The sequence below is a fragment of the Neisseria sp. P0009.S010 genome (assembly GCF_051958545.1).
Classification (GTDB): domain Bacteria; phylum Pseudomonadota; class Gammaproteobacteria; order Burkholderiales; family Neisseriaceae; genus Neisseria; species Neisseria subflava_A.
The window spans coordinates 81,907-106,715 of sequence record NZ_JBQCVH010000005.1 but is presented as its reverse complement, the minus strand read 5'-3'; the positions used below and the strand labels follow the sequence as shown (position 1 = coordinate 106,715).

At 48.2% G+C, this 24,809-nt stretch carries 33 protein-coding genes; 23 read left to right on the top strand and 10 right to left on the bottom strand.

Annotation, left to right across the window (positions count from 1 at the left end; translation table 11 throughout):
• The first annotated feature begins 302 nt into the window (after positions 1-302).
• From ACTHSN_RS06705 to ACTHSN_RS06685, 5 genes are read left to right on the top strand one after another with little or no spacing between them, the layout of a single operon-like run.
• Positions 303-509 carry a Cro/CI family transcriptional regulator gene (locus ACTHSN_RS06705; RefSeq protein ID WP_440365206.1) on the top strand — a complete coding sequence of 69 codons (207 nt, stop codon included), beginning with the start codon at positions 303-305 and terminating at the stop codon, positions 507-509.
• A gap of 2 nt (positions 510-511) precedes the next feature.
• The gene (locus ACTHSN_RS06700) at positions 512-814 is read left to right on the top strand and encodes an ogr/Delta-like zinc finger family protein (protein ID WP_440365205.1); all 303 of its coding nucleotides are present in this window, start codon (positions 512-514) and stop codon (positions 812-814) included.
• Positions 815-826: 12 nt separating this feature from the next.
• A complete protein-coding gene (locus ACTHSN_RS06695; RefSeq protein ID WP_440365204.1) occupies positions 827-1,294 on the top strand; it encodes a hypothetical protein in 468 nt (155 codons plus the stop codon).
• A gap of 23 nt (positions 1,295-1,317) precedes the next feature.
• Complete coding sequence (locus ACTHSN_RS06690; RefSeq protein WP_063075552.1) at positions 1,318-1,512, top strand: hypothetical protein; 195 nt, start codon at positions 1,318-1,320, stop codon at positions 1,510-1,512.
• Positions 1,509-1,643 carry a hypothetical protein gene (locus tag ACTHSN_RS06685; protein ID WP_440365203.1) on the top strand — a complete coding sequence of 45 codons (135 nt, stop codon included), beginning with the start codon at positions 1,509-1,511 and terminating at the stop codon, positions 1,641-1,643. Before ACTHSN_RS06690 ends, ACTHSN_RS06685 begins: the two co-directional genes overlap by 4 nt.
• Before the next feature lie 160 nt (positions 1,644-1,803).
• Here the strand turns inward: ACTHSN_RS06685 and ACTHSN_RS06680 are convergent, their stop codons facing one another.
• Complete coding sequence (locus tag ACTHSN_RS06680) at positions 1,804-2,295, bottom strand: hypothetical protein (RefSeq protein WP_440363327.1); 492 nt, start codon at positions 2,293-2,295, stop codon at positions 1,804-1,806.
• Between the two features lie 122 nt (positions 2,296-2,417).
• Here ACTHSN_RS06680 and ACTHSN_RS06675 point away from each other — a divergent pair, with 122 nt between their 5' ends.
• Together ACTHSN_RS06675 and ACTHSN_RS06670 are read left to right on the top strand one after the other, a co-directional pair.
• Entirely contained in the window at positions 2,418-4,772 is a 2,355-nt protein-coding gene (locus ACTHSN_RS06675) for a replication endonuclease (protein ID WP_440365202.1), read from the top strand.
• A gap of 246 nt (positions 4,773-5,018) precedes the next feature.
• Positions 5,019-5,504, top strand: a complete 486-nt coding sequence (locus ACTHSN_RS06670) for an SAM-dependent methyltransferase (RefSeq protein ID WP_440365201.1) — start codon at positions 5,019-5,021, stop codon at positions 5,502-5,504.
• Positions 5,505-5,550: 46 nt separating this feature from the next.
• On the opposite strand, the gene ACTHSN_RS06665 is transcribed toward ACTHSN_RS06670, so the two are convergent.
• The 3 genes from ACTHSN_RS06665 to ACTHSN_RS06655 are packed head-to-tail and all read right to left on the bottom strand — an operon-like array spanning position 5,551 to position 8,449.
• Positions 5,551-6,573: a phage portal protein gene (locus tag ACTHSN_RS06665; protein ID WP_440365200.1), complete on the bottom strand. Its 1,023-nt coding sequence runs from the start codon at positions 6,571-6,573 to the stop codon at positions 5,551-5,553.
• Between the two features lie 9 nt (positions 6,574-6,582).
• Positions 6,583-6,960, bottom strand: coding sequence for a hypothetical protein (locus ACTHSN_RS06660; RefSeq protein WP_440365199.1), 378 nt, complete (start codon positions 6,958-6,960; stop codon positions 6,583-6,585).
• Positions 6,884-8,449: a terminase large subunit domain-containing protein gene (locus tag ACTHSN_RS06655; RefSeq protein ID WP_440365198.1), complete on the bottom strand. Its 1,566-nt coding sequence runs from the start codon at positions 8,447-8,449 to the stop codon at positions 6,884-6,886. The genes ACTHSN_RS06660 and ACTHSN_RS06655 overlap by 77 nt, the downstream gene beginning before the upstream one ends.
• Before the next feature lie 115 nt (positions 8,450-8,564).
• Here ACTHSN_RS06655 and ACTHSN_RS06650 point away from each other — a divergent pair, with 115 nt between their 5' ends.
• From ACTHSN_RS06650 to ACTHSN_RS06590, 13 genes are all read left to right on the top strand, one after another.
• The gene (locus tag ACTHSN_RS06650) at positions 8,565-9,362 is read left to right on the top strand and encodes a GPO family capsid scaffolding protein (RefSeq protein WP_440365197.1); all 798 of its coding nucleotides are present in this window, start codon (positions 8,565-8,567) and stop codon (positions 9,360-9,362) included.
• Between the two features lie 13 nt (positions 9,363-9,375).
• Positions 9,376-10,383 (top strand): phage major capsid protein, P2 family, encoded by a 1,008-nt coding sequence (locus ACTHSN_RS06645; RefSeq protein ID WP_440365196.1) that lies wholly within the window; start codon positions 9,376-9,378, stop codon positions 10,381-10,383.
• A 47-nt stretch (positions 10,384-10,430) separates the two neighbouring features.
• Positions 10,431-11,090, top strand: a complete 660-nt coding sequence (gene gpM, locus ACTHSN_RS06640; RefSeq protein WP_063075546.1) for a phage terminase small subunit — start codon at positions 10,431-10,433, stop codon at positions 11,088-11,090.
• A 140-nt stretch (positions 11,091-11,230) separates the two neighbouring features.
• Positions 11,231-11,716 carry a head completion/stabilization protein gene (locus ACTHSN_RS06635; protein ID WP_150540460.1) on the top strand — a complete coding sequence of 162 codons (486 nt, stop codon included), beginning with the start codon at positions 11,231-11,233 and terminating at the stop codon, positions 11,714-11,716.
• Complete coding sequence (locus ACTHSN_RS06630) at positions 11,716-11,931, top strand: tail protein X (protein WP_063075544.1); 216 nt, start codon at positions 11,716-11,718, stop codon at positions 11,929-11,931. Before ACTHSN_RS06635 ends, ACTHSN_RS06630 begins: the two co-directional genes overlap by 1 nt.
• Positions 11,932-11,938: 7 nt before the next feature.
• Complete coding sequence (locus ACTHSN_RS06625; RefSeq protein WP_063075543.1) at positions 11,939-12,301, top strand: putative holin; 363 nt, start codon at positions 11,939-11,941, stop codon at positions 12,299-12,301.
• Positions 12,298-12,636 carry a phage holin family protein gene (locus ACTHSN_RS06620; protein ID WP_141752541.1) on the top strand — a complete coding sequence of 113 codons (339 nt, stop codon included), beginning with the start codon at positions 12,298-12,300 and terminating at the stop codon, positions 12,634-12,636. The genes ACTHSN_RS06625 and ACTHSN_RS06620 overlap by 4 nt, the downstream gene beginning before the upstream one ends.
• 26 nt (positions 12,637-12,662) lie before the next feature.
• A complete protein-coding gene (locus ACTHSN_RS06615) occupies positions 12,663-13,202 on the top strand; it encodes a TIGR02594 family protein (RefSeq protein ID WP_440365195.1) in 540 nt (179 codons plus the stop codon).
• A gap of 14 nt (positions 13,203-13,216) precedes the next feature.
• A complete protein-coding gene (locus ACTHSN_RS06610; protein WP_070813996.1) occupies positions 13,217-13,531 on the top strand; it encodes a hypothetical protein in 315 nt (104 codons plus the stop codon).
• A 52-nt stretch (positions 13,532-13,583) separates the two neighbouring features.
• Positions 13,584-13,841 (top strand): Rz1-like lysis system protein LysC, encoded by a 258-nt coding sequence (lysC, locus tag ACTHSN_RS06605; RefSeq protein ID WP_070813995.1) that lies wholly within the window; start codon positions 13,584-13,586, stop codon positions 13,839-13,841.
• Positions 13,838-14,056 (top strand): TraR/DksA C4-type zinc finger protein, encoded by a 219-nt coding sequence (locus ACTHSN_RS06600; RefSeq protein ID WP_440365194.1) that lies wholly within the window; start codon positions 13,838-13,840, stop codon positions 14,054-14,056. Before lysC ends, ACTHSN_RS06600 begins: the two co-directional genes overlap by 4 nt.
• Before the next feature lie 13 nt (positions 14,057-14,069).
• Positions 14,070-14,483 carry a phage tail protein gene (locus ACTHSN_RS06595; protein ID WP_440365193.1) on the top strand — a complete coding sequence of 138 codons (414 nt, stop codon included), beginning with the start codon at positions 14,070-14,072 and terminating at the stop codon, positions 14,481-14,483.
• Positions 14,484-14,533: 50 nt separating this feature from the next.
• Positions 14,534-15,145, top strand: coding sequence for a phage virion morphogenesis protein (locus tag ACTHSN_RS06590; protein WP_440365192.1), 612 nt, complete (start codon positions 14,534-14,536; stop codon positions 15,143-15,145).
• 593 nt (positions 15,146-15,738) lie between these two features.
• On the opposite strand, the gene ACTHSN_RS06585 is transcribed toward ACTHSN_RS06590, so the two are convergent.
• The 5 genes from ACTHSN_RS06585 to dnaQ all read right to left on the bottom strand — a co-directional run bounded on the left by ACTHSN_RS06585 (position 15,739) and on the right by dnaQ (position 19,198).
• Positions 15,739-16,476, bottom strand: a complete 738-nt coding sequence (locus ACTHSN_RS06585; RefSeq protein ID WP_070460797.1) for a thermonuclease family protein — start codon at positions 16,474-16,476, stop codon at positions 15,739-15,741.
• Positions 16,477-16,550: 74 nt separating this feature from the next.
• A complete protein-coding gene (gene rpiA, locus ACTHSN_RS06580; RefSeq protein ID WP_440365191.1) occupies positions 16,551-17,222 on the bottom strand; it encodes a ribose-5-phosphate isomerase RpiA in 672 nt (223 codons plus the stop codon).
• 43 nt (positions 17,223-17,265) lie between these two features.
• Positions 17,266-17,745 (bottom strand): 2-C-methyl-D-erythritol 2,4-cyclodiphosphate synthase, encoded by a 480-nt coding sequence (gene ispF / locus ACTHSN_RS06575; RefSeq protein ID WP_070460801.1) that lies wholly within the window; start codon positions 17,743-17,745, stop codon positions 17,266-17,268.
• A 32-nt stretch (positions 17,746-17,777) separates the two neighbouring features.
• Entirely contained in the window at positions 17,778-18,464 is a 687-nt protein-coding gene (ispD, locus tag ACTHSN_RS06570) for a 2-C-methyl-D-erythritol 4-phosphate cytidylyltransferase (RefSeq protein ID WP_070460803.1), read from the bottom strand.
• A complete protein-coding gene (gene dnaQ / locus ACTHSN_RS06565; RefSeq protein ID WP_070460805.1) occupies positions 18,461-19,198 on the bottom strand; it encodes a DNA polymerase III subunit epsilon in 738 nt (245 codons plus the stop codon). The genes ispD and dnaQ overlap by 4 nt, the downstream gene beginning before the upstream one ends.
• Positions 19,199-19,540: 342 nt before the next feature.
• Between dnaQ and ACTHSN_RS06560 the strand changes: the two genes are divergently transcribed.
• The 3 genes from ACTHSN_RS06560 to ACTHSN_RS06550 all read left to right on the top strand — a co-directional run bounded on the left by ACTHSN_RS06560 (position 19,541) and on the right by ACTHSN_RS06550 (position 22,993).
• Positions 19,541-20,017, top strand: a complete 477-nt coding sequence (locus ACTHSN_RS06560; RefSeq protein WP_049348077.1) for a hypothetical protein — start codon at positions 19,541-19,543, stop codon at positions 20,015-20,017.
• A 146-nt stretch (positions 20,018-20,163) separates the two neighbouring features.
• The gene (locus tag ACTHSN_RS06555; RefSeq protein ID WP_070460807.1) at positions 20,164-20,847 is read left to right on the top strand and encodes a 16S rRNA pseudouridine(516) synthase; all 684 of its coding nucleotides are present in this window, start codon (positions 20,164-20,166) and stop codon (positions 20,845-20,847) included.
• Between the two features lie 781 nt (positions 20,848-21,628).
• Positions 21,629-22,993, top strand: a complete 1,365-nt coding sequence (locus tag ACTHSN_RS06550) for a sodium-dependent transporter (protein ID WP_070460808.1) — start codon at positions 21,629-21,631, stop codon at positions 22,991-22,993.
• Between the two features lie 60 nt (positions 22,994-23,053).
• Here ACTHSN_RS06550 and dld read toward each other — a convergent pair whose 3' ends face one another.
• The gene (gene dld, locus ACTHSN_RS06545) at positions 23,054-24,745 is read right to left on the bottom strand and encodes a D-lactate dehydrogenase (protein WP_070460810.1); all 1,692 of its coding nucleotides are present in this window, start codon (positions 24,743-24,745) and stop codon (positions 23,054-23,056) included.
• Positions 24,746-24,809 lie beyond the last annotated feature (64 nt).

The following is a 24,809-nucleotide window of genomic DNA, read 5'->3' as shown; positions in this document are numbered from 1 at the left end:
TTTGTCTTTTTCTCAAATGCTAAGAGTGGTTTTTTGCCTAAGCCAGTCTGACCATTGAACCACTGCCCAACAAGACCTTTTGAGACTCCTGCGAAGTCTGCTAAGTCCTGTTGGGTAATTAGCCCATATTCATCCATCAATTCTTGAAGTCTGCCTTTCAAGTCCATCGCTAAAAATCCCAGCTAAAAAATACTTAGTAAAAACAATGTTTATTTAGAATTCTAAACTATTAATTGTTTAGTATGCTTGACTAGACAAGTTTAGGATTGTATAGTTCACTAAACTTTAAAAAAGGAAAAAAAATGACAACAGACCAACAAGTCAAATTCATTAAAGAATTGGGAGGCGTTTCGGTGGTTGCAAATATTTGCGGAATCACAAGAGGAGCAGTTTCTCAGTGGCAGAAAAATGGTATTCCAAAGGCGCAAATGAATTTTCTAAAAGCAAAGTTTCCGGTGCAGTACAAACAAATTTCAGACGGCATCGGCAGACCTGAAACGGAGAGATGAAAATGACGCAGCGCAACATCAGTAAGGCGGAACACGGAAATATGCGGGTACAAATTACCTGCCCTTGCTGCGGCAGCCGCTGCAAGGTTACGGCAAGTCGGAAGATGACAGACCGCCTCCGTTATAGCTCTGTGCAATGCTTGAATGCTTCATGCGGTTGGTCGGGCGTAGCATCAACGGAAGTCATCAAAACCATTTCCCCACCCAGCCCGCTGCATCAAAACCCTGCCTTGGTGCCGCCGCAGATGACGGCAGACGAAATCATCGAACAACACGGCGGCAGCAGTCAGAAAAATTTGTTGTAAAGGGAAAGCAAAATGAACGGCGAAATCGTTCCGACGTGGAAGTCGGCACCGCAGCGGGTCCGCTTTTTTAGAACCAAAGCCCAAGCCCGCGCCATGTGGAATATCGGCAAAAAGCTGGCAAGCAGTAAAACCGAAAACGCAAAAATCATGAACGGCTTGGAGCGCGACGCGCTCTTGGAACGAAATACAGGCCGTCAGCCGTTGGCGGCTTACAACGATACGGAAGTCGTCAGAAGTTGGCTGGTTACGCCGGAGCAAAGCAAGGCTCTGGAAGACAGCCAACGGTTGATAAAGGAAATCGCCCGACTGGGCAATATGCTGAATCAGCAAAACGTAGTGTACAGCTTGGGCTTGCCGGTTCTCCAGCTTTCCGAAGCCGCCCGACAGCTTGAAGGCATAGACGAAAAAATAGCCCGCGCGGTATATGCCGGCAGAAAAATGAAAGTAAACCCAGTTTCAGACGACCTTAAGGCTGCCTGAACCCGACCAAACAAGGAAACATCATGAAAATCAAAATCCGCTACATCATCCTCGCCCTGATGCTCGCCGCATCTTATTTTATGCTTGGTTCGACCCACGGAAACATAGCGGAACAGCCGCAAACGCTGCCCGCAACTGACCCGGTCTGCGTTTACGAATCGCCGACATTCGACCATATGGGCGGAGACGCTGAAATCCCGCATGAGGTGGGGCAATGAGTATCTTCGCAGTCATCGGCATTGTTTTTATCGCCGCGCTCGGCGTTTGGCTCTATGTGGACTACAAAATCGAGCAGAAAAAGCTGGACGCGGAAATCGAAGAAAGAATCCAAGATTATTTAAAGCATTGAGATGAAACCATGCAGATATATGAAACCGACCAGTACATATGGTGCGATACCGATAATCGACTGATGGTATCCGAGCCTGAAGTTTCAGACCGAATGATCGAAGAATTTGATATTGAGTTGGGCGAAGTCGGAAGCATCCGATTTCGCCACTTGGCAACGATTAGAGGCCGCCGGATATATCAAGCAGTTTCACTAAATCCGCACCCTTGTCCAAAGCGAACTCAATCAATCGGGACGATAACCGCTTTAACCCCTCCTCCGGCAGAGAGCGAATAATTTTAAGCAGAGTTTCTTTTTGACCGGTCGGAATGTCTGCCTTGTCTATTTTTAGGGCGACCAGTTCCCGCAGGGTTTCCGCATCCAGTCTGACCGTAACGACCCCTAAAACCGCAGAAAGACCGCCGTCTTCGGCAAGGAAATCAAAAGCCTTTTCGGTCGGTTTCACATAATCGATGGAATACGCCCCGCTTAAGAAGCGGGTAAGTTTGAAGCTGACCAGTCCGTGCATTTCCAAATACATCAGATTGCCGTCTGTTTCATCCTCGCCGTATTCAGCACGCAAGGTATGAAGGAAATTTGGTGGCGGGTCTTTGGGGAAGCATTCTGTCAGGACAGACAATATTTTTCTTTGAAGTTCGCGATTGAGCTTCATTTCAAGTCTCCGGGAAGGTTGTTTAGGAGCTTCCATTCTAACGGAGCAAAGACAAAGCGGACAGACGCTTGACCACCTGGACAGACAGGTATTTCAGACGACCTTTTCACTTAGGACAAATCATGGGCATATCAATTCAAACAGCAAATGCAAAGGCGGCGCAGCAAGACTACGCCGCCCAAGCCTTTTTGCTGATTCCGCCTGTGTTGCGCGAAGGATTTGAAAGCCTGAAACCTGCCGAGGCATCAAAAGCGCGTTCGTTCTTTACCGATTTAGTCGTCCGTCAATTGGACGGCGGCATTCAGCCTGCCGCTGCGCGTGTTCGCGCCGAAGATGGTCTGAAAACCCTGCTCGACAATCTGACCATTTTGCCGCCTGCCGTCCGTTCGGCAGGTTTGGATGCTTCGGACGACGACATCCGCGTCCTTGCTGATAGCGCAGCCAAGGACATCTATTTTAAAAAACGTATCGGCTGGAGCCTCGCCGGTCTGATCCACTATGTCGCCGCCGAATACGGCATCGATACCCAAAAAGTATTCAAGGACAAAATCCCCGAAGCCATCGAAGCCCGCCTGCAAGCCCCTAAATTCTGGCGTCGCCAGCTTCGCCGCATTTTCGCGCGCGCTGCCGAACGCTACCGCCGCGAGGCGGGCTTTGTATCCCGCAAAACAGGGCTTTATGCCTCTGATGAAGCGGTTTTCCGCCGCTTGTCTCAAAAGCGTCGCAATCTTGCCATGTTGCAAACCATGATTGCCATCAATGAGCTGGGGCAAGAGTTCACGCTTGAGGCCTTGTCTGAAGTCTCTGTATCCAATCCCGCCCTGCGTCGCGCCGAATTGATGGTGCGTATTCGCGGCTTCGAGGAAATCGCCCGTCTGAAAAACCACGTCGGCGAATTTTTTACGATTACCTGCCCTTCCCGCATGCACCGTATGCACCACTTCGGCAAGCCAAACGAGAAATTCAGCGGCGAAACGCCGACGCAGGCGCAGGAATACTTAAATAAAGTATGGGCGCGTGTCTGTGCGGAATTAGGCCGTCTGAAAATCAAAATCTACGGTTTCCGCGTTGCTGAGCCGCATCATGACGGTACGCCGCACTGGCACGGCCTTGTCTTCATGGAAGAGCAACACCGCCTTACCTTCCGCCGCGTCGTGGCAAAACACGCTTGCCGAGAAAACCGCGAAGAGCTGGGTTTGAAATACTTGGCGACTGCAAAAGCAGCGGACGCGGAAGCCCGCCGAATCCAAGCAAAAATCCGTGAAAAACAAGGAAGCGCGCCTACGCTCGCCGCCATTCGCGCCGGTCTGAAAACCGAGGCGAAATTCTGGGAATCCAAATATTTTAAATTTTGGAAGCAAAGCCCCGCCTCTGCCCGCGTTGACTTTGAAGCCATCAACTGGGCGCGCGGCTCGGCTGCCGGTTATATCGCCAAATATATCGCCAAAAACATCGACGGCAAAAGTCAAAGCGGTGAAGGATTGGGCGTTGACTATGAGTCTGACACACTGTTGAGCATGGCGGAAACCGTCGTCCGCGTGGACGCATGGGCAAGTCATCACGGTATCCGCCAGTTCCAGCAAATCGGCGGCTGCCCCGTTACCATCTGGCGCGAACTGCGCCGAATCAACCCCGACGCTTCAGACGACCTTTTAATGCTCGCCCAACAGGCTGCCGACATGGGCGACTGGATGCGTTTTACCGTCCTTTTGGGCGGCGAATCCGTATCGCGCAAAAACGTCCGTCTCGGACTGTACCGCGAAGAGGCGAAAGAGCCGAACTGCTACGGCGAAATACCTGCCGACCGCATCGTCGGCGTTTACGAAAAAGCCACCGGGCGCGTCGAAATTTCGCGCGTCCATTCGTGGGTTTTGAAAAAAAACGGCGGCACCGCCGCCGCTTGGACTTGTGTCAATAACTCTACGAAAATGAAATTCGACCCCGAATCTGCACAAAATTTAATCAATCGCCCAGCAGCGGCAACCCTGGCCGACCTAGAAAAAACCGAGCCTGTAGAATGGCTTATTTGGAAACACGGATTTTCGGTGCAAACCGCCGTTGATTTAGTTCAGACAGGTTTAAGTCCTGAATTGGCGAAAGAATATAAAAAAGACATGCTCGATTTAGACAATATCGAAGAGCTGAGATACATGAGCCGTGAAACCCGCGAACAAATCGAAAAAGCAGCGAAAGATAATGCCTTCCGTGGCGAATCCGCCCGCGAAAAACAACGAAACTACCGCGAATATATCCGCAGTATTGAAAAACTACGCCGTCCGCTCGTCAGCGGACTGACCCCGCAAGAACCTATTTTTGACTTCGCCGCCATCAAGGCCGCAAACGAAGCCAATATCCGCGCCAAAACAGTCCGCTATACCAAGCCGCAGTACGACACCGTTGAAAGCGCCATCGAATCTGCCCGTGCCGCCATTAAAGCGTCGCAGGCAATGAATGACAAACTGATTAACCGAAACTGACCAACAAGAAAGGAACAAAAATGGGTGAATACATCACGTTGGATGAAGTGAAGAAACTATGGACGATACCGGGCAAAAAGCCGCCGTCCACGACAACCATTTGGGCGCGCCGCCGGGCGGGGCTGATACCGCAACCGAAGTTGGTGGGACGGGACAACCTCTATAAGCGGGACGAGGTAATTCGGATGCGGGACGAGTATTTCGAAAGATGAAAAAGGATGAAAAATATTAAGAGGTACTGAAAAAATGAAAATACTTGATCCATGTTGCGGCAGTAAAATGATGTATTTCGACAAAGAAGACCAACGTGTCCTGTTTGGCGACATCAGGCAAGAGGAACATTTTTTTAAAGATAGGGAAAAAATGCGATACTTAGAAGTTAAGCCTGATATAAAAATGGACTTCACAAATATACCATTCCCAGAAAAGAGCTTCCGCCTTGTTGTTTTTGACCCTCCACATCTAATGCATGCCGGTAAAAATTCATGGTTGGCCAAGAAGTATGGGAGGCTCGGTAATGATTGGAGGACTGATATTAAAAAGGGGTTTGCCGAATGTTTCCGAGTATTGGAGGATGGTGGAATATTAATTTTTAAATGGAACGAAAACCAAATATCAGTCAGAGAAATCCTATCTTTGACAGATGAAAAGCCAATTTTCGGACATATAACAAGGAAGCATAAAATAAATCAGACAGCTACACATTGGATTACTTTTATGAAAAGCATTTAATTATTTATTGTAAAAGGTCGTCTGAAACATTTCAGACGACCTTTTCCTATTTATCCACCTTGGCCGTTGCCAAAGTGTACGGCTTAAATTTAAAAACCTCCGCGCCGAATGCGTCGTTTGCTTCGAGAAACGCCGCCTGTATCGGCTCGATTTCATTCGCGGCGAATACTTCCGCCGCCGTCCGGGCATCGCCCAAGCCGCCCGCCGCCGTCGGGACGACCCCCATCAATGAAGGAGGCACGCGGTGTATTGTCAGCATATCTTGGGAGGTTACTCCTTTAATATTTAAAAATTCATCCTTGGCGGCAACCTCTGAAATCGGAATCAGTTTGATACCTTCAGGTTTACCGTCAGGCGAGCGCAAAAAGACATTGCGGAAATTGCCTTCGCGTTGCGCTTTTTTAAATTGGTCTTTGAGATTGTTCCAGTCATCATTATTCATATTGTTGTCGGTTGCATACACGATAAAGCCTGCATGGCTGCCGTTGTCGTAGTAGCGCCGTCTGAATGTCGTGGCCGAGTGGTTAAGCTCTGCCGAACTTAAACCTGCTAAATAATCGGGGATACCGTAAATCTCCTGCACCAAATCGGGCTGCATCAAATGAATAATATCCGATTTCGGGATAAAGTCCGCAGTCTCGAAAACATGGTCGCGCAGGTAGAAATAGCCGTCTTTGTCGTAATTTTTCGAAGAGCGGCGCATATAGACGGACAGTCGGTTTTTAAATCCCAAGACCTTGCCGAATCGGTTGCGCTCCGCCGACAGATAGCCGTTGCCGGTTACGAGGAAATTAAATGCCAGCTTTTTGAATTCGGCGCGGCTCAACAGCGCGGTCGGTTCGAATGTGGAAGTTAGGACGTTCAGTTTACAATGCAGCGCAGACGAATGATGTACGCCTACTCGGAGTAAACCGATCAAGTCCTCCTGATTGACGGGCAGTTCATAATAATGGCCGTTGTCGGCGCATTCCCACGCCGCGCCGAGCCAAGACAAACGATCGTCGTAGCCCCAACTGAAAATCTCTAAATCTGTGCGTGGTTCATTGCCTGTCGAATTTAAATCAGACATAAAAATCCTTTAACTATCAATCTCAAAACGTCCGCTGACAACATTGTCCAGCGGCTCTTGATAAAACAACATCATCGCTGCCCAAGCCAAGTCGCCATGACTGGCGGCTTTGCTGCGCGTCGATTCGTAAGTGATGTTCCGTCCGCTGGCGGTAATTGCGCGTCGGACGGACATAAACGCCATCTGCAAATCAATTTTGCCCGCGTCCCACTCGATACGTTTGTTTTTGAGCAGGTTCTGCGTTTTTAAAACCATCATCCCTTTAATGTCGGGCGTGTAGGTCATGCCGATGGCGGGCGGGTAGAATTTTTTAACAAGGTCGTACACCGCCGCGCCGATACCGTTTGCGTCGATGACGATTTTGGTAACGTTGAATTTCTCCGTCATGCCGCGAATGGATTTGGGCCTGTGATTCGAAATCCGCCCCGTTAATCATGTGTGTTTCTAAAATTCGGAATGGTTCGCCGTTGCGTTGCGGCGGGACGGCGACCACCAAGCCGGACGCGTCGCCGGTATAGCTCGGGTCGTAGCCTATCCATACGGGGATATTCCCCGCCGGACGCATCATGTCAGGTTTGTACCAAGTCCAATCCCACGATTCGACACCGCAGGCTTGCAGGTCGGCAAAGTGAAACACGCCCTCGCCGTCCGGGACGAATTGACACTCAAAGAGCTGTGCGAACTTGTCGGGCGAGTTGCGCTGGCGCAGATAATCAATATCGAAGAGGTTGCAGCCCGACTCCTGCGCATCATGAATCGTAACGATTTGCCGCCATTGCGCGTCGGCATCCTGACGACCGTTTTTTAAAGCGGCATGACTCAAATCGAGCTTGATATGCTCGCTTCGAGGGCGGCCTTCGTTAAACATCGCGCCCGACCAAAAACCATAAGCGGGGTGGCCTTCGGATGACGGCGTGGAGAAATAGGTCGTCTTCAGGTGCTTTTGACTCGCCATCGGCTCGGCCAGTGTTTGCAACCGCTCGAAATCGGGAATCCAGAAGTATTCGTCGACGTACAAGTTACCGTTGCGACCTTGTGCCGTCCGTGAATTGGTGCCTAAAAAATGCAGTTCCGCGCCATTGTGCAAAGAAATCACATCCCCGCCTTTAAGCTCGACATCGACCATCTTGCAGAGGTTGAGGATGTATTGCTTGAACTGATAGGCCTGTGCGCGGGACGCAGACAGGAAAATGGAGTTGATGCCCGTTTTTAGGCTGGTTAGGAAGGCTTCGCGGGCAAAATAGAAAGTCGCGCCGATTTGGCGGCTTTTTAAGATATTTCGAAAACGGTGCGTCCGATAAATCTCGCCCCAATACCGCTGATAATCGAAACACTGCTCTTCAAAAATCTCAACCATGCGCTGCTGCTGCTCGGGTGCGATATAGTTTTTCGGCGGTTTTTCGACGGAGCGGGTGCGGCTGCGTTCGGTGCGCTCGGTACGTTCACGCGGTGGGCGATCTATGGTCGGCACGCTGTCAAAAGGCGGCTTGTCTGCGCCGTCAAATCGGTTGTTTTTCGGCGTTTCCGATTTTTCAGACGGCCTTTTGCCTTCGCCGCCCATTAATGCGGAAAGTTGGCGCATTTCTTTGTAAACGCCGTCTGATTTGTTCGGCAGGTTGACGAGTTGGATCAGGCGCGCTTCAATAGATGAGGCAACACGCTGCATCGGTGTTCCGCCATCCCAGTTTTCCCGTTGCTTCCAAGAATGTACCGTGGCGGGCTTCAGTCCCAAATGCCGCCCGATGGCGGTAATTTTCCATCCCTGCCAGTAAAGAGACCGCGCAACAAGGCGCGGGTCGATATTTTGGGCAATTTCAATATTCTGACGTTTTTCCATGTCTTCAAAAAATAGCGGCAATACCCGATTTTCGGGCAAAAATGCCAATCCTACCCGTGCCGCATGACTTGAAAAACCCACCTAAAACCCCTGTCGCTTGCCGTCTTTTCCGTAAATGCCAAAATAAAACGGACAAACACCCGAGCGCATACGCATGAATAAATCCGCCAAAAATTCCACCGAAAAATTCAGCGACCGATGGTTCTGCATCGGCAAATCCGGTGCAACTGCCGACGGTCGAACGATCGAATCAGCCGACCTCATCGCCGCCGCAGAAGCTTACGACCCACAAATCTACGGCGCACGCATCAACCTTGAGCATTACCGCCCATATTCTCCCAAAAACGACTATTCAGGCCTGGGGGACGTCCTCGAGCTGAAAGCAGAGACTTCAGACGGTATTACCCGCCTTTACGCTCGCATCGACCCTACTGAAAAAATGTTGGGCTACATCAAAGAGCGCGAAAAAGTCTATACATCCATGGAAATCATGAAGCCATTCGCCGACACCGGCAAAGCTTATCTGGTCGGCCTTGCGATGACGGACAGCCCTGCATCTCTTGGTACGACTATGCTCAAGTTCCGTCAGCTAAATCCGGAAGACACCAACTACACCGCCGCCTACACCGAAATGGAAAGCCTGCCAATGACCCAACCTGCCAACCAACCCCAACATGAGAAAAAAGGCTTTTTTGCCGCCCTCCACGACAAAATGTTCAATAAGAAATCAGATCCCACCCCCGTCGAAACAGAAAAAAACGACTACACCCAAGCCTTTGCCGACCTGAACAAAGAATTGGAGCAGTCTGCCCAAATTACCCAAAAACTCGCCGATGACTACACTGCCCTGCGCAAAGAATTCGATGCCTTTAAGGCCGCTATTGAATCCGCCCCGATCAATCAGGCAGAGCCGCATACCGGCGCGAATACAACCCCTGCTTCCGAATTTTAAGAAAAGGTAAGCCATGCACCCGTATATCCAGCAATATATCAACGCCGTCGCCAAAGCCAACGGTACAACTGCCGAAGGCGTATCCCGCCATTTCAGTGTAACGCCCGCCGTTTCTCAAAAAATGCGCGAAGCCGTCCGCCTGGAGTCAACATTCCTGCAAAAAATCAACATCATCAGCAAAACCGAAATTGCCGGCTCAATCATTGGTTTATCAACAGGTCTGAATGCCTCGCGAACTGATACTAAAAACGGCGACGGTACCGTACGCCGTCATCCCAAGCCATATCACAACCTGACCGACCGCCAGTATTTGTGTAAAAAAGTAAATTTTGACACTCAAGTCAGCTACGACGATATGGACTCTTGGAGTAGTCAACCTGAATACGTCAAGTTGATCAATAACCAGCTCGTCAAATCCAAAGCTTTGAGCCTGATTGCCATCGGTTTCAACGGTACGTCTGCCGCCGCCACATCCGACTTTACGGCAAATCCTCTCTTGCAGGACGTACAAACCGGCTGGTTGCAGCATATGCGTACCAATGCAGCATCCAACGTCATGGGCAGCGCAACCAATGCCGTCGAAATCGGCGAAGGTAAATCCTATACCTCTCTCGACCACTTGGTTACGGACGTTGCCGAAAGCTTGATTGACGAAGAGTTCCACGACATGCCGGGCATGACCGTTATCTGCCATCAATCTTTGCTGTCTGAAAAATACTTTGCCGTTATCAAAGAAGCAGGCAACAAGGCAAGTGAGCTGCGTCCTGCCGACATCATCATGTCTGAAAAACGCTTGGGCGGTCTGCCGGTCGTAACTGCACCGTATTTCCCCAAAAATACGATTTTGGTTACTCCGCTGAAAAACCTGTCCATCTACTTCCACAAAGGCGGCCATCGCCGCAAGCTGGCGGACGAACCTGAATTCGACCGCATCGCCGACTACCAGTCAGAAAATATCTGCTATGTCGTCGAAGAGTACGGCGCAGCAGCTTTGGTCGAAAACATCAAAATCGTGAAGTAGAAAAAAAGGCCGTCTGAAATTTCAGACGGCCTGATGAAAGGGATCCAATGACTCCAGCCCAGGCACACAAACAACAGGTTTTAGCAGAGAAGGCAGCAAAAAACGGCGAAAACATCCATGTCGCCGAACCCTACCGCCGACTGTTGGCAAGCCTTAACACCGATCGCGCCTTCCTACACCAAATTAAATCCGTATCCGACAAAATCCAAGCCAAAAAAGGAATGGTAGAAAAATATCTTCCATGGCTGGAAGACGTCTATCTCTCCGGTTCGGCCGCTGAAACCGATCCAGTCTTCACTACCGCCCTGCTTTGGTTGATTGACATTGGCGAGCTTGACCAAGCCGTGCCATACATCCTATTTGCCATCGAGCATGACATGAAAGTCAAAGATGACTACCGCCGTGATCTGCCCGACCTCTTAATTGAAGAGCTGGCTGAACAGTATGGATACGGTGCTGACTTGAGTAAAGCCAACCATACTGATCTGCTCACACTCATCAGCACAGTCAACCCAGACACGGGTATGCATACCTTAAATCTGACAGACATCATCCGCGCCAAGTTCTACAAAGCCTCTGGAGAACGTGCGGAAGAAGCCGAAGACCTCGAAAGTGCGGCGAGTTACTACGAAAACGCACTGAAGTATTCTGAAAAAATCGGTGTCAAATCCCGCCTTGCAGCCATCAAAAAACAGCTTAAAGGCTGACCTAGCTCCCCTCGCCGGGCGCAAGCCTGCGGCAAGTCCTCCAGAAATATCATGGACGGCCTTAGCATGCAAAGCCTCTGCGCCTCCTTTCCAAAGCCCGCCTAAATATCGGGCAGGCTTCTTCCGTAAGGAAATGAATCATGACTATTGTTTTCGCCGACACCCCCGATCAAGGGCGGCAAGCATTAGACCAATCCGAAGTTCGCAGTATTCCTTTTTTCCCAATCATCGACCTTGCCAACTTTCGCGAAGTAATGAGGATTGAAGCGAACATTTCAAGCAGCCGTGTTTACCATGCCGTCCTCGAAGCCGTCGCACACGTCAACGGCCAGCTTAAGAAATACCGCATTGCCGCCGTACAGGTTGGCAGGGGCACTCTTGCCGAAACAGGCGATTCAGACGACGTCATTAATGGCGAATCGGTTAAAACCATCCATTACCGCCGCGCCGTCTATTGCTATGCCAAATCACTTCTGCTGGAAAAATACGCAGATACAGAACCATCGGGAAAAGCAGGCGAGCGTGCCGAAATGAAACAACATCAAGCCGAAGACTTCCGCCGTGAAGCACACTATGCCACCGCGGCAGTCATGGGCGAGCGCCGCTGCGATTCGGAATTAATTTGATGGAATACACGACCCGAGAAGGCGATACCGTCGCCAATATCGCTTGGAACCATTACGGGACGTCCGCAGGCTACACCGAACAAATCCTGACCGCCCCTGAAAATTACGGCTTATCGAAATATCCTGCCCTCCTACCTGCCGGTTTGACTATCCGACTGCCTCAAGCCAACCACGAAGAAGCACAACAAAAATCCACCCTGAATCTATGGGACTGAAAACGTCATGACCCAAGACAAAACTACCACTGCTGTCAACGCCGCCGTAATTATCATCGGCAGCTACCACGTCCACGCCTCCGTAGCCTTCGGTGCACTCATAGGCGCATCGCTGTTCGTATTAAGCCAAAAGGCAGAGCGACCGATTAATAAGGCATGGCTTTTTGCTGTGTCTTTCATCGGCGGCATTTTCGGTTACGACGGCGCAGAAGGCCTAATCAACTGGCTGCTGCCGGGTGAAACACTGACCATCAATAGCTTTACCGCCGCTGCCATTTTTTCTGCCGGACTGGTTTTAGGTTTACAGCGTGTCATGCGCCTGATTGAAAAAGGCCGTCTGAAAACCCTGGAAGAGGAAAAAGAATCATGAATACAGTCCAATCTGCTGCCGTCATTGCCCTGTCCCTGACCGCGGCCGTTCGTATCATCCTTTTTGACACCCGCGGGAAAACACATAAGCCGTTAAGTGCGGCAATCGCCTATTTATCTATCGTATGGTTTTGCAGTCTCGCCCTGGCCGCTGCCTTTTCCATTAAATCACTGACTATATGGTTGCTTATCTTCGGACTGGCCCTGCACACGGGCGCAGTGCTATGGAGTGGCGGCAATATCAGCAAAATCCACCCGAAGAAAACACGCCCAAGCACAGAAAATCAAGGTTTTTTGAACCGCGCGTCAAAAAAAATACCGCAAGAAAATATTTAAACACACGAATAAAAAAGGAAGAAAGCATGACTGAATTGCCCTGGATGGCAGAAGCCCGCCGACACGTCGGATTGAAAGAAATCGTCGGCGCGAAACATAACCCGATTATCCAATCTTGGCTCAAAGAAATGGGAAACTTTCCCAATGCGGCAAAAGCATGGTATGCGGACGATGAGACACCATGGTGCGGCCTGTTTGTCGGTTACTGCCTCGGTAAAAGCGGCCGCGGCGTTATCAAAGATTGGTATCGCGCCAAGGCATGGGCGGAGGCTGGTCTGACTAAGCTGGCTAAACCCGCCTATGGCTGTATCGCCGTGAAATCCCGCAAAGGTGGTGGCCATGTGTTTTTCGTCGGTGGCAAAAACGCTAAAGGGCAAATTATGGGATGGGGCGGTAATCAGGGTAATGCAGTATCTGTTGTGCCGTTTAACGGTGCAGACATTGATGGTTACTACTGGCCGTCTAAATTGGTTGATGGTAAGCCGGTTAAATCGGAACCATCCGCAGAGCGTTATAACCTACCCATCGTTACCGGCACTGCGGCAGCAGGCGTAAGCGAAGCCTGAAACGGAGGAATCATATGAAAACAGCTATTGTTGTTGCCGTATCTTATATCCTGACCGTCGCCGTCCTCGGATATAGCTTGATGCACATGCGTAAAAGCAATAAGGCACTGACACAAACAGTCGCCGCGCAGGAAGACGCCATCAAATCAAAAGACGCAACAATCAAGATTTATAAAGCCCGCGCCCAAAGCTTGCAGGCGCAGGTAGACCAAATGATGAAGGTGCAGGCTGAAAAAAACAGCCAAGTCGAAGCAGCACTGACTAAGCATCATGAATGGTCGTCTGAAAAACTGCCCGAAGATGTAGCCCAAACCATCAATAAAAAATAACAGCGGGGCGCATGATCGCGCCCTTTTAAACATCAAACTATGAAAGAAAAAAATGAAACGTCTCTCCGTTCTCATTGCCGCCGTTGCCCTTACTGCTTGCGCCCATAATCCGCCGGTATCCGTACAGGCTGCCGAGTCATGCCCGCCGGTGCCGAAATGTGAAGCCTACCCGCCTGAAGAGATTGCAACCAATGCGGACATGGTTCGCGCATTGATTGCCTATCGCTCGGCTTTTGAGCAGTGCCGCCTCTATCGGGACGCTTTGTCAGCCTGCCTAAAAGGAGACGAAGAAGGGAAAACAACACCATGACTGACATTATCGACCAAGCCTGCGACTTAGAGCAAAAAATGCGCGAATACTGGTTATTACGCCACAAAGAACAAGAATCCTCCGCGCCATCCGCCCAAGAGTGTGAAGAGTGCGGCGACGTCATCCCCGAAGCCCGCCGAGAAGCCGTGCCGGGGTGCCGTTTATGTATAGACTGCCAGCGCGAAGAAGAGCAACGGTGGAAATTCAAAAGATAAGAGGCCGTCTAAAATGGAAAAGCCCAAAAGCCTGCGTCTTGCTATCCAGGAAACACTGCTGGAATTTAAAGCTGCACCTGACCGTCTTCGTATGACGGTTTTGTCTGGACAGATTATTCCGAAACGCAATACATTGAGTTACGAAGCGAGGTACACGCTTAATATTTTTGTTCAGGAGTTCCATCGAGATCCAGCGTATCTCTTTTTGATCGTGAATAAGTGGCTGCAAGAAAATCAGCCGGATATTTTGTGCCCGAGCACAGACGCATCATCAAGAGCCTTTGTTTTCGAGGCAGAGCCGATAGAGTCGGATGTCTGGGATGTAATGATCGAATTAAAATTGACAGAAACAGTCATTGCCGGTTTGGATGAAAACGGCTTAGTCTCCTACAAAACAAAATCCGAGCCGCCGCGCCCCGTTTTTTAAACAGATAAAGGACGCATAATGCGTCCTTTACTTCAAGTGCAGGAGGAAATATGGAAGAACTGGAAGCACTCGTTGCACAAATTGAACATTTAGCGCTAAAGATTCAGCCGTCTGCCCGTGCCAAACTTATGCGTAATATCGCGACGGAGCTACGCCGCCGCAACCGAAACCGCATTAAAGCCAATATCGAGCCTGACGGAAATCCGATGGCAAAACGTCAAGGCGACCGTTTTGCTTTCCGACGCCTACGGGATGGAGAGGAACTACACCGCCGCCCGTTTCGTTTTTTTGGAGAGAAATACGGAGATAGCTACACCGGCCGTATTGCATATAGTCGCACAGAAAACGGGAATGAATTAGTACGGTTCGAGGGCGAACGCAGGCTTTTGGGATTTCGGCGCGAATATTTGTACCTGAAAACGCCGACAATATCCCGTATGGTAATGTTCCGCCATATCGGTGCCGCCCGCTGGCTGCGTCAAAAAGCAGATGAAAACCATGCAAAAATCGGATGGTTCGGCGGTAAAGCCGCGCAAATTGCAACAGAACACGAAGACGGTAGCACGGCAAAAAACCTGCCATCCCGCCTGCTATTGGGCTTACCGAAAGAAGACTTGGAGTACATTACAGACCAAATACTAAACGCCATAAAAATGGAGTAAAAAAGGCCGTCTGATTTATTTCGGACGGCTTTATTATTATATTTTACAAGTAGCGCATAAATCAGCATAAAAATGTCAAATCTTGCATAAAAACGCATAAAAAACCAGTGTTCGAAAATCGCCGAAAAACCTATGAAATATAAGGATTGCAGTAGGAGCCGCCGCTGCATAAAAAAACGCACCCCCACAGAGTCCCCGCGGAGGGAGGGGGAGCGCGCGCTACCTGCTGTCAGTGTAGAACAGAGAGACCTTCCTAAATTCAGTAAGGCTGGTTTAATCCTTATCGTGGGAAATAAGATTTTATGTGTTACCTTATATGTTACTTATACTTTTCAAAAAAATAATCATCAATAAATCATATAGGTATGATTAAATTTTAATCCCTTCCTCTCTGCCATAGATACTAAAGACACTAGCTAACGGTGTCTTTTTTCATATCTGCCCTTCTTAAAAATATTACATCACACTTTTATTTCCCTTACATTTATTTCCCTTACATTCTAATCAGAAACCTCCGACGCATTCTTGTCTTATACTAAACCGTAATGATTAAAGGCCGTCTGAAAGTTTTCAGACGGCCTCTTTCTTAAAATCTACCAAATCCCAAACCATTGTTTATCAGACTGCTTTTTATTGCCGTTCTGCTGCTCGTGGTTTTGACGGCGAAATTGCCAAGGTGCTTGCGGATTGTCTTTTTTCCATAAGCCTTTACGCTTTTCCTTGGCTTGTTTTTGTGCTGCCGAATAGTCGGTGTAAGCGGTTTTACTTTGTTGTTTTTTGGCATAACTTTCATAATGCCATGCGGCGCCATCCCGTATTTGCATCAAATTCAAATCAATCGTGCCGACTGATACTTGGGCAACTTCGCGCTGGTAGCGGTCGGCTTCAAACACGCGGACTTTGGCTTTTTTATGCAATGCTGCATCAATCAGATTGTCTCGTGATTGCGTACCATAAGCCTGGTTGATTTCCGGCGCATCGATATATGCCATGCGGATTTTGTGTTTCCTGCCGTCGCTATCGATAATGTGCATGGTATCGCCATCATGGATTTTGATGATTTTTCCGTTGTATGTGTAGGATTGTCGCGATGACTTTTGTTTTTGTTCCGGTTTGGGTTTAGCTTCGGCTTTAGTGTCAGATGTGGCTTTGACGACATTTTCACCCAGCCATTCATTGACCTTTTCTAAACCGATATTGTCGCCTTGTGCCAATGTTGCAGCAACGCTTACCCCTGTACGAATCACCTCAGTATCACGTGAACTGTAACCAAGTGCGCCCAAAACGGATACAACAACAGGCAACCATTTTATAATTTTACTGATTTGCATATTTTGCCAAATTGAAGGCCGTCTGAAAGACCTAATGCACTTTCAGACGGCCTTTTAAGATTGATTAATCTTCATTAATCCTGACAAGGCAGGATGACTTTTGCGCCTTCTGCCGTACCCAAAACCAACACATCTGCGGCATCGCGGGCAAAAATACCGTTTTCGAGTACGCCAGTGATTTTATTGATTTCGTCTTCCATTTTCAGGGCTTGGTCGATATTGAGGCCGTGAACATCAACGATTTGGTTGCCATAGAAAGTAGTATAGCCGACACGCAACTCAGGCTGTCCGCCCATGGCAAGCAGTTTGCGCGACACCAGCGAACGGGCATTTTCAACCACTTCTACCGGCAATGGGAATTTACCCAAACGAGAAACATATTTGCTTTCATCGGCGATACAGACAAATTTATCGGATGCGCTGGCCACGATTTTTTCGTTCAAATGCGCACCGCCGCCGCCTTTAATCATTTGCAGCGTGTGGTTGACTTCGTCTGCGCCGTCAACATAAATCGCCAATCCCATCACTTCATTCAGTGAAACTTCTGGAATCTCGTATTTTGCCAAAAGCTCGCTGGATTTTTTAGAAGTAGACACGGCACCCTTAATTTTCTTACCGCTTTTACCCAAAGCTTCAATAAAAAAGTTGATGGTAGAGCCGGTACCGATACCGATGTATTCGTTTTCAGGAACAAATTCCACCGCTTTTTCGGCGGCAATGCGTTTAAGTTCGTCTTGAGTTGCCATGTTGTCAGTCTTTCAGTTTGAATAATAAAGTAATTTTAAGCTCTTAGGCTTTAATCAGCAATACTGCCGCTTGCGCTTCAATGGCTTCCATACGTCCCAGATAGCCAAGTTTTTCGTTGGTTTTGCCCTTGATATTCACGCAGTTTGCAGGCAAACCCAAATCTGCGGCGATATTAGCGCGCATTGCCGGAATATGCGGCGCAAGTTTTGGCTTTTGCGCAATCACGGTCGTATCGACATTAACCACCTTCCAACCCAATTTCTGCACGCTTTGATAAGCCTCACGCAACAGCACACGGCTGTCGGCATCTTTGAACTCGGCGGCAGTATCAGGAAAATGGCTGCCGATATCGCCCAAACCGGCCGCACCCAACAGGGCATCGGTAATCGCATGCAAGAGCGCATCGGCATCTGAATGACCCAGCAAGCCTTTTTCAAACGGAATGTTGACGCCGCCGAGTATCAAATCTCGCCCTTCGACCAACTGATGGACATCGTAGCCCTGTCCGATACGGATATTCATGTTTGTTTCCTTAAATAATGGGTTTTGATTGTTCAGACGGCCTTGAGCAACAATCTGACAATGTATTCGTCTTGCGGCAGCGTCAATTTTAAATTGCGCGTATCGCCCTGCACCAAGCGTGGCCGGATACCCAGTTTTTCAACCGCTGACGCTTCATCCGTAATCTCACTTAAATCATCAACCGATAAAGCACGGTGTAATAAGGCCGTCTGAAAAAGCTGCGGCGTTTGCGCCTGCCATAATCCTGCGCGCGCAACGGTTTCATCAATATGATGATTGCCGTCTGAGCGCTTGAGCGTATCGGCCACCGGTATGGCCAAAATACCGCCTTCATCATTCTCACCCGCCTCATCAAGCAAACGCGTTAACGCTTCGGCAGGCAGGCAACAGCGTGCAGCATCATGAACCAAAATATTGTCTTGCGCCTCGGCCAAACCTTGCTCCAATAAAACGGACACACCATTGCGTACCGTTTCGGCACGACTTGCGCCGCCTACTCGAAAAACGCGCACTTTCTCAGACAGGGCCGTCTGAAAAACCGAATCTTCCGGCAAAAGAATAACGGCAATTAAATCTATGCGGGAGTGTTGCTCAAAAATTTCTATGGTATGTTGCAATACGGTTTTACCATTTATTTCAACATATTGTTTTGGTTTTCCTGCACCAAATCGCGCTCCCACACCGGCAGCAGGAATCAAAGCGATATTGCGGCGTATCATGCTGACGCTCCGGCATTAGCCTCATCAGAAGTTTCGGCCTTGCGCCATACACACGCTTCGCCCAAATCGTCCAAATATTTTTCATGTGCCGCCAGCTCGTCCGCATTGGCTTTGATGACTTTCAACTGCGAGGTACGTTTGGTTTCCGCAATAACGGTTTGTTTGACTTCGCCCTCTTCTTCCGTCTCACCGCCCATCAGATCGAACTGCTGACGCGTCATGGCAAGATAGACTTCACCCAAAAGCTCGCAGTCGATTAGAGCGCCGTGCAAAACCCGTTTGCTGCGGTCAACGGAAAAGCGGTTACACAACGCATCCAAGCTTGCCTTTTGTCCCGGAAACATTTCACGTGCCATAGCCAGCGTGTCGGTCACTTTACAACCCAGTTCCTCAATAGAAGGCAAGCCCATGCGGCGAAATTCCATATTCAGGAAGCCGACGTCAAACTTGGCATTATGGATAATCAGCTCTGCACCACGTATAAAGTCAGCAATCTGTTTACCCACTTGGGCAAACGGCGGCGCATTCTTCGCTTCCAATACTTCAATCGTCAAACCATGCACCTTCGCCGCTTCCTCCGGCATATCGCGTTCGGGATGGATATATAAATGAAGGTTGGAGTCGGTCATTTGGCGGTTGATCATTTCCAAGCCGGCAAATTCGACCAGACGGTCACCGTTTTCAGGATAAAGACCCGTGGTCTCCGTATCGAGGATAATCTGACGTTGGCTCATGGTTGGTGGTTTCTGCAATTATCAAAACGCCCTGAATCATACTGAAGGCCGTCTGAAATGTATAGTCAACAAAACTTTAGCTGCTTTTTAAATGCCTTTTTACGGCTGGATTTTTTCAGACGGCCTTTATTCTTTTTTTATCTAATAGCCATCTATTTACGTCATTTTTGAGTAGAAAACCCAATTTCTACAAATTTTTTTAAATTTAATTTCTTTAATAATTAACATCTTACGTATAAATTAAATAATAGGAACAATTATCATTTGCAAATTTAAAAAATCGCCGTATAATACAACCCATCGAAACAAAACAACCGCACAACAGAATGAAAGGAGAAGAAAATGCCCGAAAGTATTTTTAAGCAAGTCTCCCTTGACATTCTGAGACTGCACCAACAAGCCATCCGCTCTTTAATCGCCACCAAATGTTGCGATGAGTGCGAAGTACACGACGCAGTATTCATTACTTTAGATGGCCGATATTATGTTTGGCTCCCTTGTATGGGCAAATCGCCCCAATCAGAAACCGGCATCCTGCTGATTGAAGATGAAGACGGCAATACACGCTTGAGCTGGGTTGCCGATACACGCGAAGTCAAGCAAAAAGACAGTCTGTACAACCGCGTTGTTTCCGCCCTGCAAAGAAAAATGCAGCGCACGAAGAACAAGTTTATCCAGTCGGCAAACGCCCGATTGCTTGAGCTAACGCCTCAGCAAGGCCGTCTGACGACAAACAGCAAAGATTTCTCGCTTTCACCACATGACTTGATGAAAGCACTTTATCCGGCAACACATCAAATAGGAGAATTTGCCCTGTAACAGTTTTTGGTAGTGGTTTGTGTTCCTTTTGCGCCCCTTAACATTTTAAAGGGGCGATTTTTTTGCCTCTACTTTTCAGACGGCCTAAACACCGGTTTTCCAGTACAATAAAGGCCGTCTGAACATTTCCTACTTTTCAACCAACCATGCAACTGCTCAAATACATCCAATCGCAAGGCCTCGGCAGCCGCAAGCAATGCCAATGGCTGATAGACAATGACTGCATTGCCATCAACGGCGAAATCCATAATCGTACCAAAAACGATATCGATCCGTCTCAAGTGCATACCCTGTCTGTTGATGGCGAAGAAATTGCCGCCGTACCCATGCCCTATTTCTACATTCTGCTTCATAAGCCTGCAGATTACGAGACTTCGCACAAACCCCAGCAATATCCAAGCATCTTCAGCCTGTTTCCCGACCACATGCGCAATATCGATATGCAGGCAGTCGGCCGCTTGGATGCAGACACAACCGGCATTATTCTGATTACCAACGACGGGCAATTTAACCACCGCGTTACCTCGCCCAAACACAAAGTTCCGAAGCTCTACCGCGTCACTTTGAAACATCCTGCCGACGATACCCTTTGCACTACGCTGAAAAACGGCGTCCTCCTACATGACGATAATGAAACCGTCGCCGCGGCCGAAGCAGTATTGGCCGACCCAACCACATTGATGATGACCATTACAGAGGGTAAATACCATCAGGTCAAACGCATGGTTGCAGCCGCAGGCAACCGTGTCGAGCAGCTCCATCGTGAGAAATTCGGCGACTGGAATGTCGATGATTTGGCCGCAGGAGAATGGAAATTTATCCAAATCTAAAAAAATTCCAAATTTTTTCGATAAATTTTTAAACAATATAGATTTTTTATATATTTAAAATCAAACATCTAAACCTTATTATTTTTATTTAACAGAATTTAACACTGTAAAGACTGAACTATTGTATAATTCGCCTGTCTGAGTAACACTTGCTTCGAAAGAAGTGAGTAAGTGAGTAAGACGTTTTCCCCGTAATGTGTTTGGCCATCTATACTTTCCCCTTAGTATAGATGGTTTTTTTTATCTAAAATTTGGTAACCAAACGAATGTACTTTCAGACGGTCTTTCTCATCTAAAGAAGCCATCATTACTCAACCTCATCTCCCACTCATTACCTTGCCATTCCTCCTTTTCTCTTTCTCGTCTCTTCCGCATCAATCTGTACCGTTCCAATTTCAGACAAATCGTTTTATAGAAAGAAAAACCATCGGCGACTATCCAAGCTAAGGTTACAGGATGTTATTAGACAACCTCAGAGAAATACCATCTTTGTTGCCGACATATTTGAAAGCACACCTTAGTGCTATCCAATCTCCTCACAACAACCCTTTCCCATATCCCACCTTTCAGACGGCCTTTATCGTTAGGGCTCTTTCAATCATTCGTATCGCTTCAGACAAATTCTCTGTTTGCAGGTTTCAATACCAAGCAAACCAGAGAAACCCACTAAAAATTCTTCATTACATGGTTTTTTTAACTAATTTTCTTTTCCGACTTTAGTCAAGATTCGTTAAATCTTTGCGGTAAAATGTTGTCTTTATTTTTATGCATCTGAGTATTTATGTCTTCCAATCAACCCCGTCAAACCTGGTCCAACCGTTTGACTTACATCCTTACCGTTGCCGGCGCGACTGTCGGCTTTGGTGCAACTTGGCGTTTCCCGTATTTGGTCGGTGAAAACGGCGGCGGCGCGTATGTGTTTCTGTTCTGTATCGCCATGCTGGTCATCGGTATTCCAATGATTTTGGTCGAAAACGTCATCGGTCGCCGTAAAGGCGTGAACGCGCTGGATGCGTTTGGCGGCACAATGAATGGCAAACCCGTTGCCAAAGTTTGGAAATTGGTCGGTTGGATGGGACTACTCGGCGCATTCGGCATCATGGCCTATTACATGGTGCTCGGCGGCTGGGTTATCAGCTACATCATCAATATCATCGGCGGTAATTTGGATATTTCCAGCCCTGTTTCCGGAGAAGTCACCAAAAGTTTCTTTACCGAACACATTGAAAACAGCCCTTGGGAAATTGCCTTTTACACCTTCCTATTTGTGGTCGTAAACCAATGGATCTTGGTCAAAGGCGTGATCGGCGGTATTGAAAAAGCGGCAAAATACCTGATGCCTTTGCTGTTTTTATTCCTGATTGCCATGGTCGTGCGCAACGTTACCCTACCGGGCGCAATGGAAGGCATTACCTTCTATCTGAAACCTGACTTCAGCAAAATTACCGCCGAACTGTTCGTCTTCGTTTTAGGACAAGTATTCTTCGCCTTGAGCTTGGGTTTCGGCGTGATGATTACGTTATCCAGCTATCTGGATAAAAACGAAAATCTGGTTCAGACGGCAGTGATTACCGCGATTACCAATACTTTGATTGCCGTGTTGGCCGGCTTTATGATTTTCCCATCCCTCTTCAGCTTTGGCGTTGCCCCTAACTCCGGCCCGACGCTGGTGTTCCAAAGCCTGCCGATCGTGTTCTCCAATATGTGGGCAGGCCCTGTATTTGCAGTGATTTTCTTCTCACTGCTTCTGATTGCCGCGCTGACCACTTCTCTGACCATTTATGAAGTGTTGATTACGACCATTCAGGAGAAAACCAAAATCCGCCGCGCAGCGGCTATTACCATCGTACTGACAGGTATTTTTATCTTCGGCAATATCCCTTCCATCTTGAGCTACGGCCCATGGAAAGATATTTCCGTGTTTGGTAAAAATATTTTTGATGCCTTTGACTACATCAGCGGCAACATCTTGTTTATGCTGACCGCGCTCGGCTCCGCGCTGTTTGTCGGTTTCGTGATGAAGGACGAAGCGAAGGATGAATTACTTTATAAAGGCAACCATACGACGGTCAATATTTGGTTTGCCTATGTGAAATATCTCGTTCCATTGGTCATTCTGCTGATTTTCATCAGCAACCTGTTCTGATAAGCAAACATATAAAAAGGCCGTCTGAAATGTTCAGACGGCCTTTGTTTTGACTATGCTTTATTCAGCCCAGTTTTTCTTCTTACTGGTTTTACCGATACCTGGATTGAAGCTGTTGGTCGGGTCAAGTTTTTTATAGAACTGTTTCAGCTCGAGCTTGGCTTCATACAGATGACCGACATTGTGTTCGGCAGGATATTGCGCGCCACGTTGGTCAAGCAAGTGGAGCATTTCATGTTCCAAGGCCATGCAGTCGTTGCCTTTTTTAATGATGTAGTCCTGATGGAACACATGACACATAAAATGTCCGTAATACAATTTATGGATGATTTTATTGTCAATTTCCGGCGGCAGTGTTTCAAACCAATCACGATCATCACGGCGCAAGGCGATATCGAGTGCAACCAAATCCTCTACTTCATCATCATGTACAGAACGGTAACGGATCGCGGCAGAAGCCACAGCAAAGCGATGCAGCATGGCCGCCTGCGTTTCTTCGGCATTACATTCGAAGAATGCCCCGCCATGGGTTGCAAAATATTCCTTCAAGAAAGCACGCGCCTCTTCTACGCCCTCGCCACCCATTTTTAAAATCAGGTGATGTTCATATTTATCCCGATAGTTGCGCATAGACTTCGGCAAGTGATCGGGCAAAATCTTACTGATCAGTTGCATGAATTTATCAGAGAAGTGTTTTGGTAAGAAACTTATCTTTTTGCTGAATCTATCCACACGGGCTTTCAGATCAAACAGTTTCGGAAGTTGGTGGGTACCGAACGTCTTGATGATATAAAAAGTATCTTTACCATAAACGGCAGCAATATCAAAAGCATGACGATGGATATACTCACCGGAAATAGGCAGGTTTTTAAACTCGCTCAAAGCGGCACGACGAATATCGGTCAGCTCATTAATATCATTGGTGCCGATATAGAAGACGGCAGTCTGTTTTTCTTGCGGGAACGTATCCAAGCGTACGGCAAACACCATCAGCTTGCCCGCGCAACCTGATGCTTCGTAGTGACGCGCAGGGTCGGCATTAAAACGGGCGGCAGTCGGTTCATTCACTTGGCGGACATGATCGCAGTACGCATGGTCATGCCCTTTGCCGGCATCTTGCGCAATGTCTTTTCGCTGATAATGGAAACCTTGCAAGTTGGTCAAAATTTCTTCAGGGGTTTCGCCCAAATCAATGCCCAAATGGTTGACCAGCTCCAGTTTGCCCTCTTCGTTGATTTGCGCAAACAGGGCCATTTCCGTATAAGCCGGGCCACGCTGTACCAGTGCGCCACCCGAGTTATTACATACGCCACCCAATACAGATGCGCCGATACAGGACGAACCGATCACTGAGTGCGGCTCACGGCCTAAAGGTTTCAGCAGCAGCTCCAATTGATTCAAGGTAGAACCGGGCAGGCAGACAACCTGTTCGTTATTGTTGATCGGCTGAATGATGTTCAGACGCATGGTATTCACAATCACGATATCGCGGTCGTAATCATTGCCGTCAGGAGTCGAGCCGCCAGTCAAACCGGTATTGGCGGCCTGCGTAATCACGATAACATCAGCCTCAACACACGCCTGCAAGATTTGCCACATTTCCAAAACCGTACCCGGACGGACAACAGCTAGCGCCTTGCCCTCGCCAAAACGGTAGCCTTGACGGTATTGTTCAGTTTTTGCCGGGTCTGTGATGATATATTTTTCGCCGACGGTTTGCGTCAGCCGACTGATTAATTGTGTAGCATTCATTGCATACTCCTTGAGAAATGAATATATTTATTAAATTACAAATATTGTAGTAATCCCTTTTATC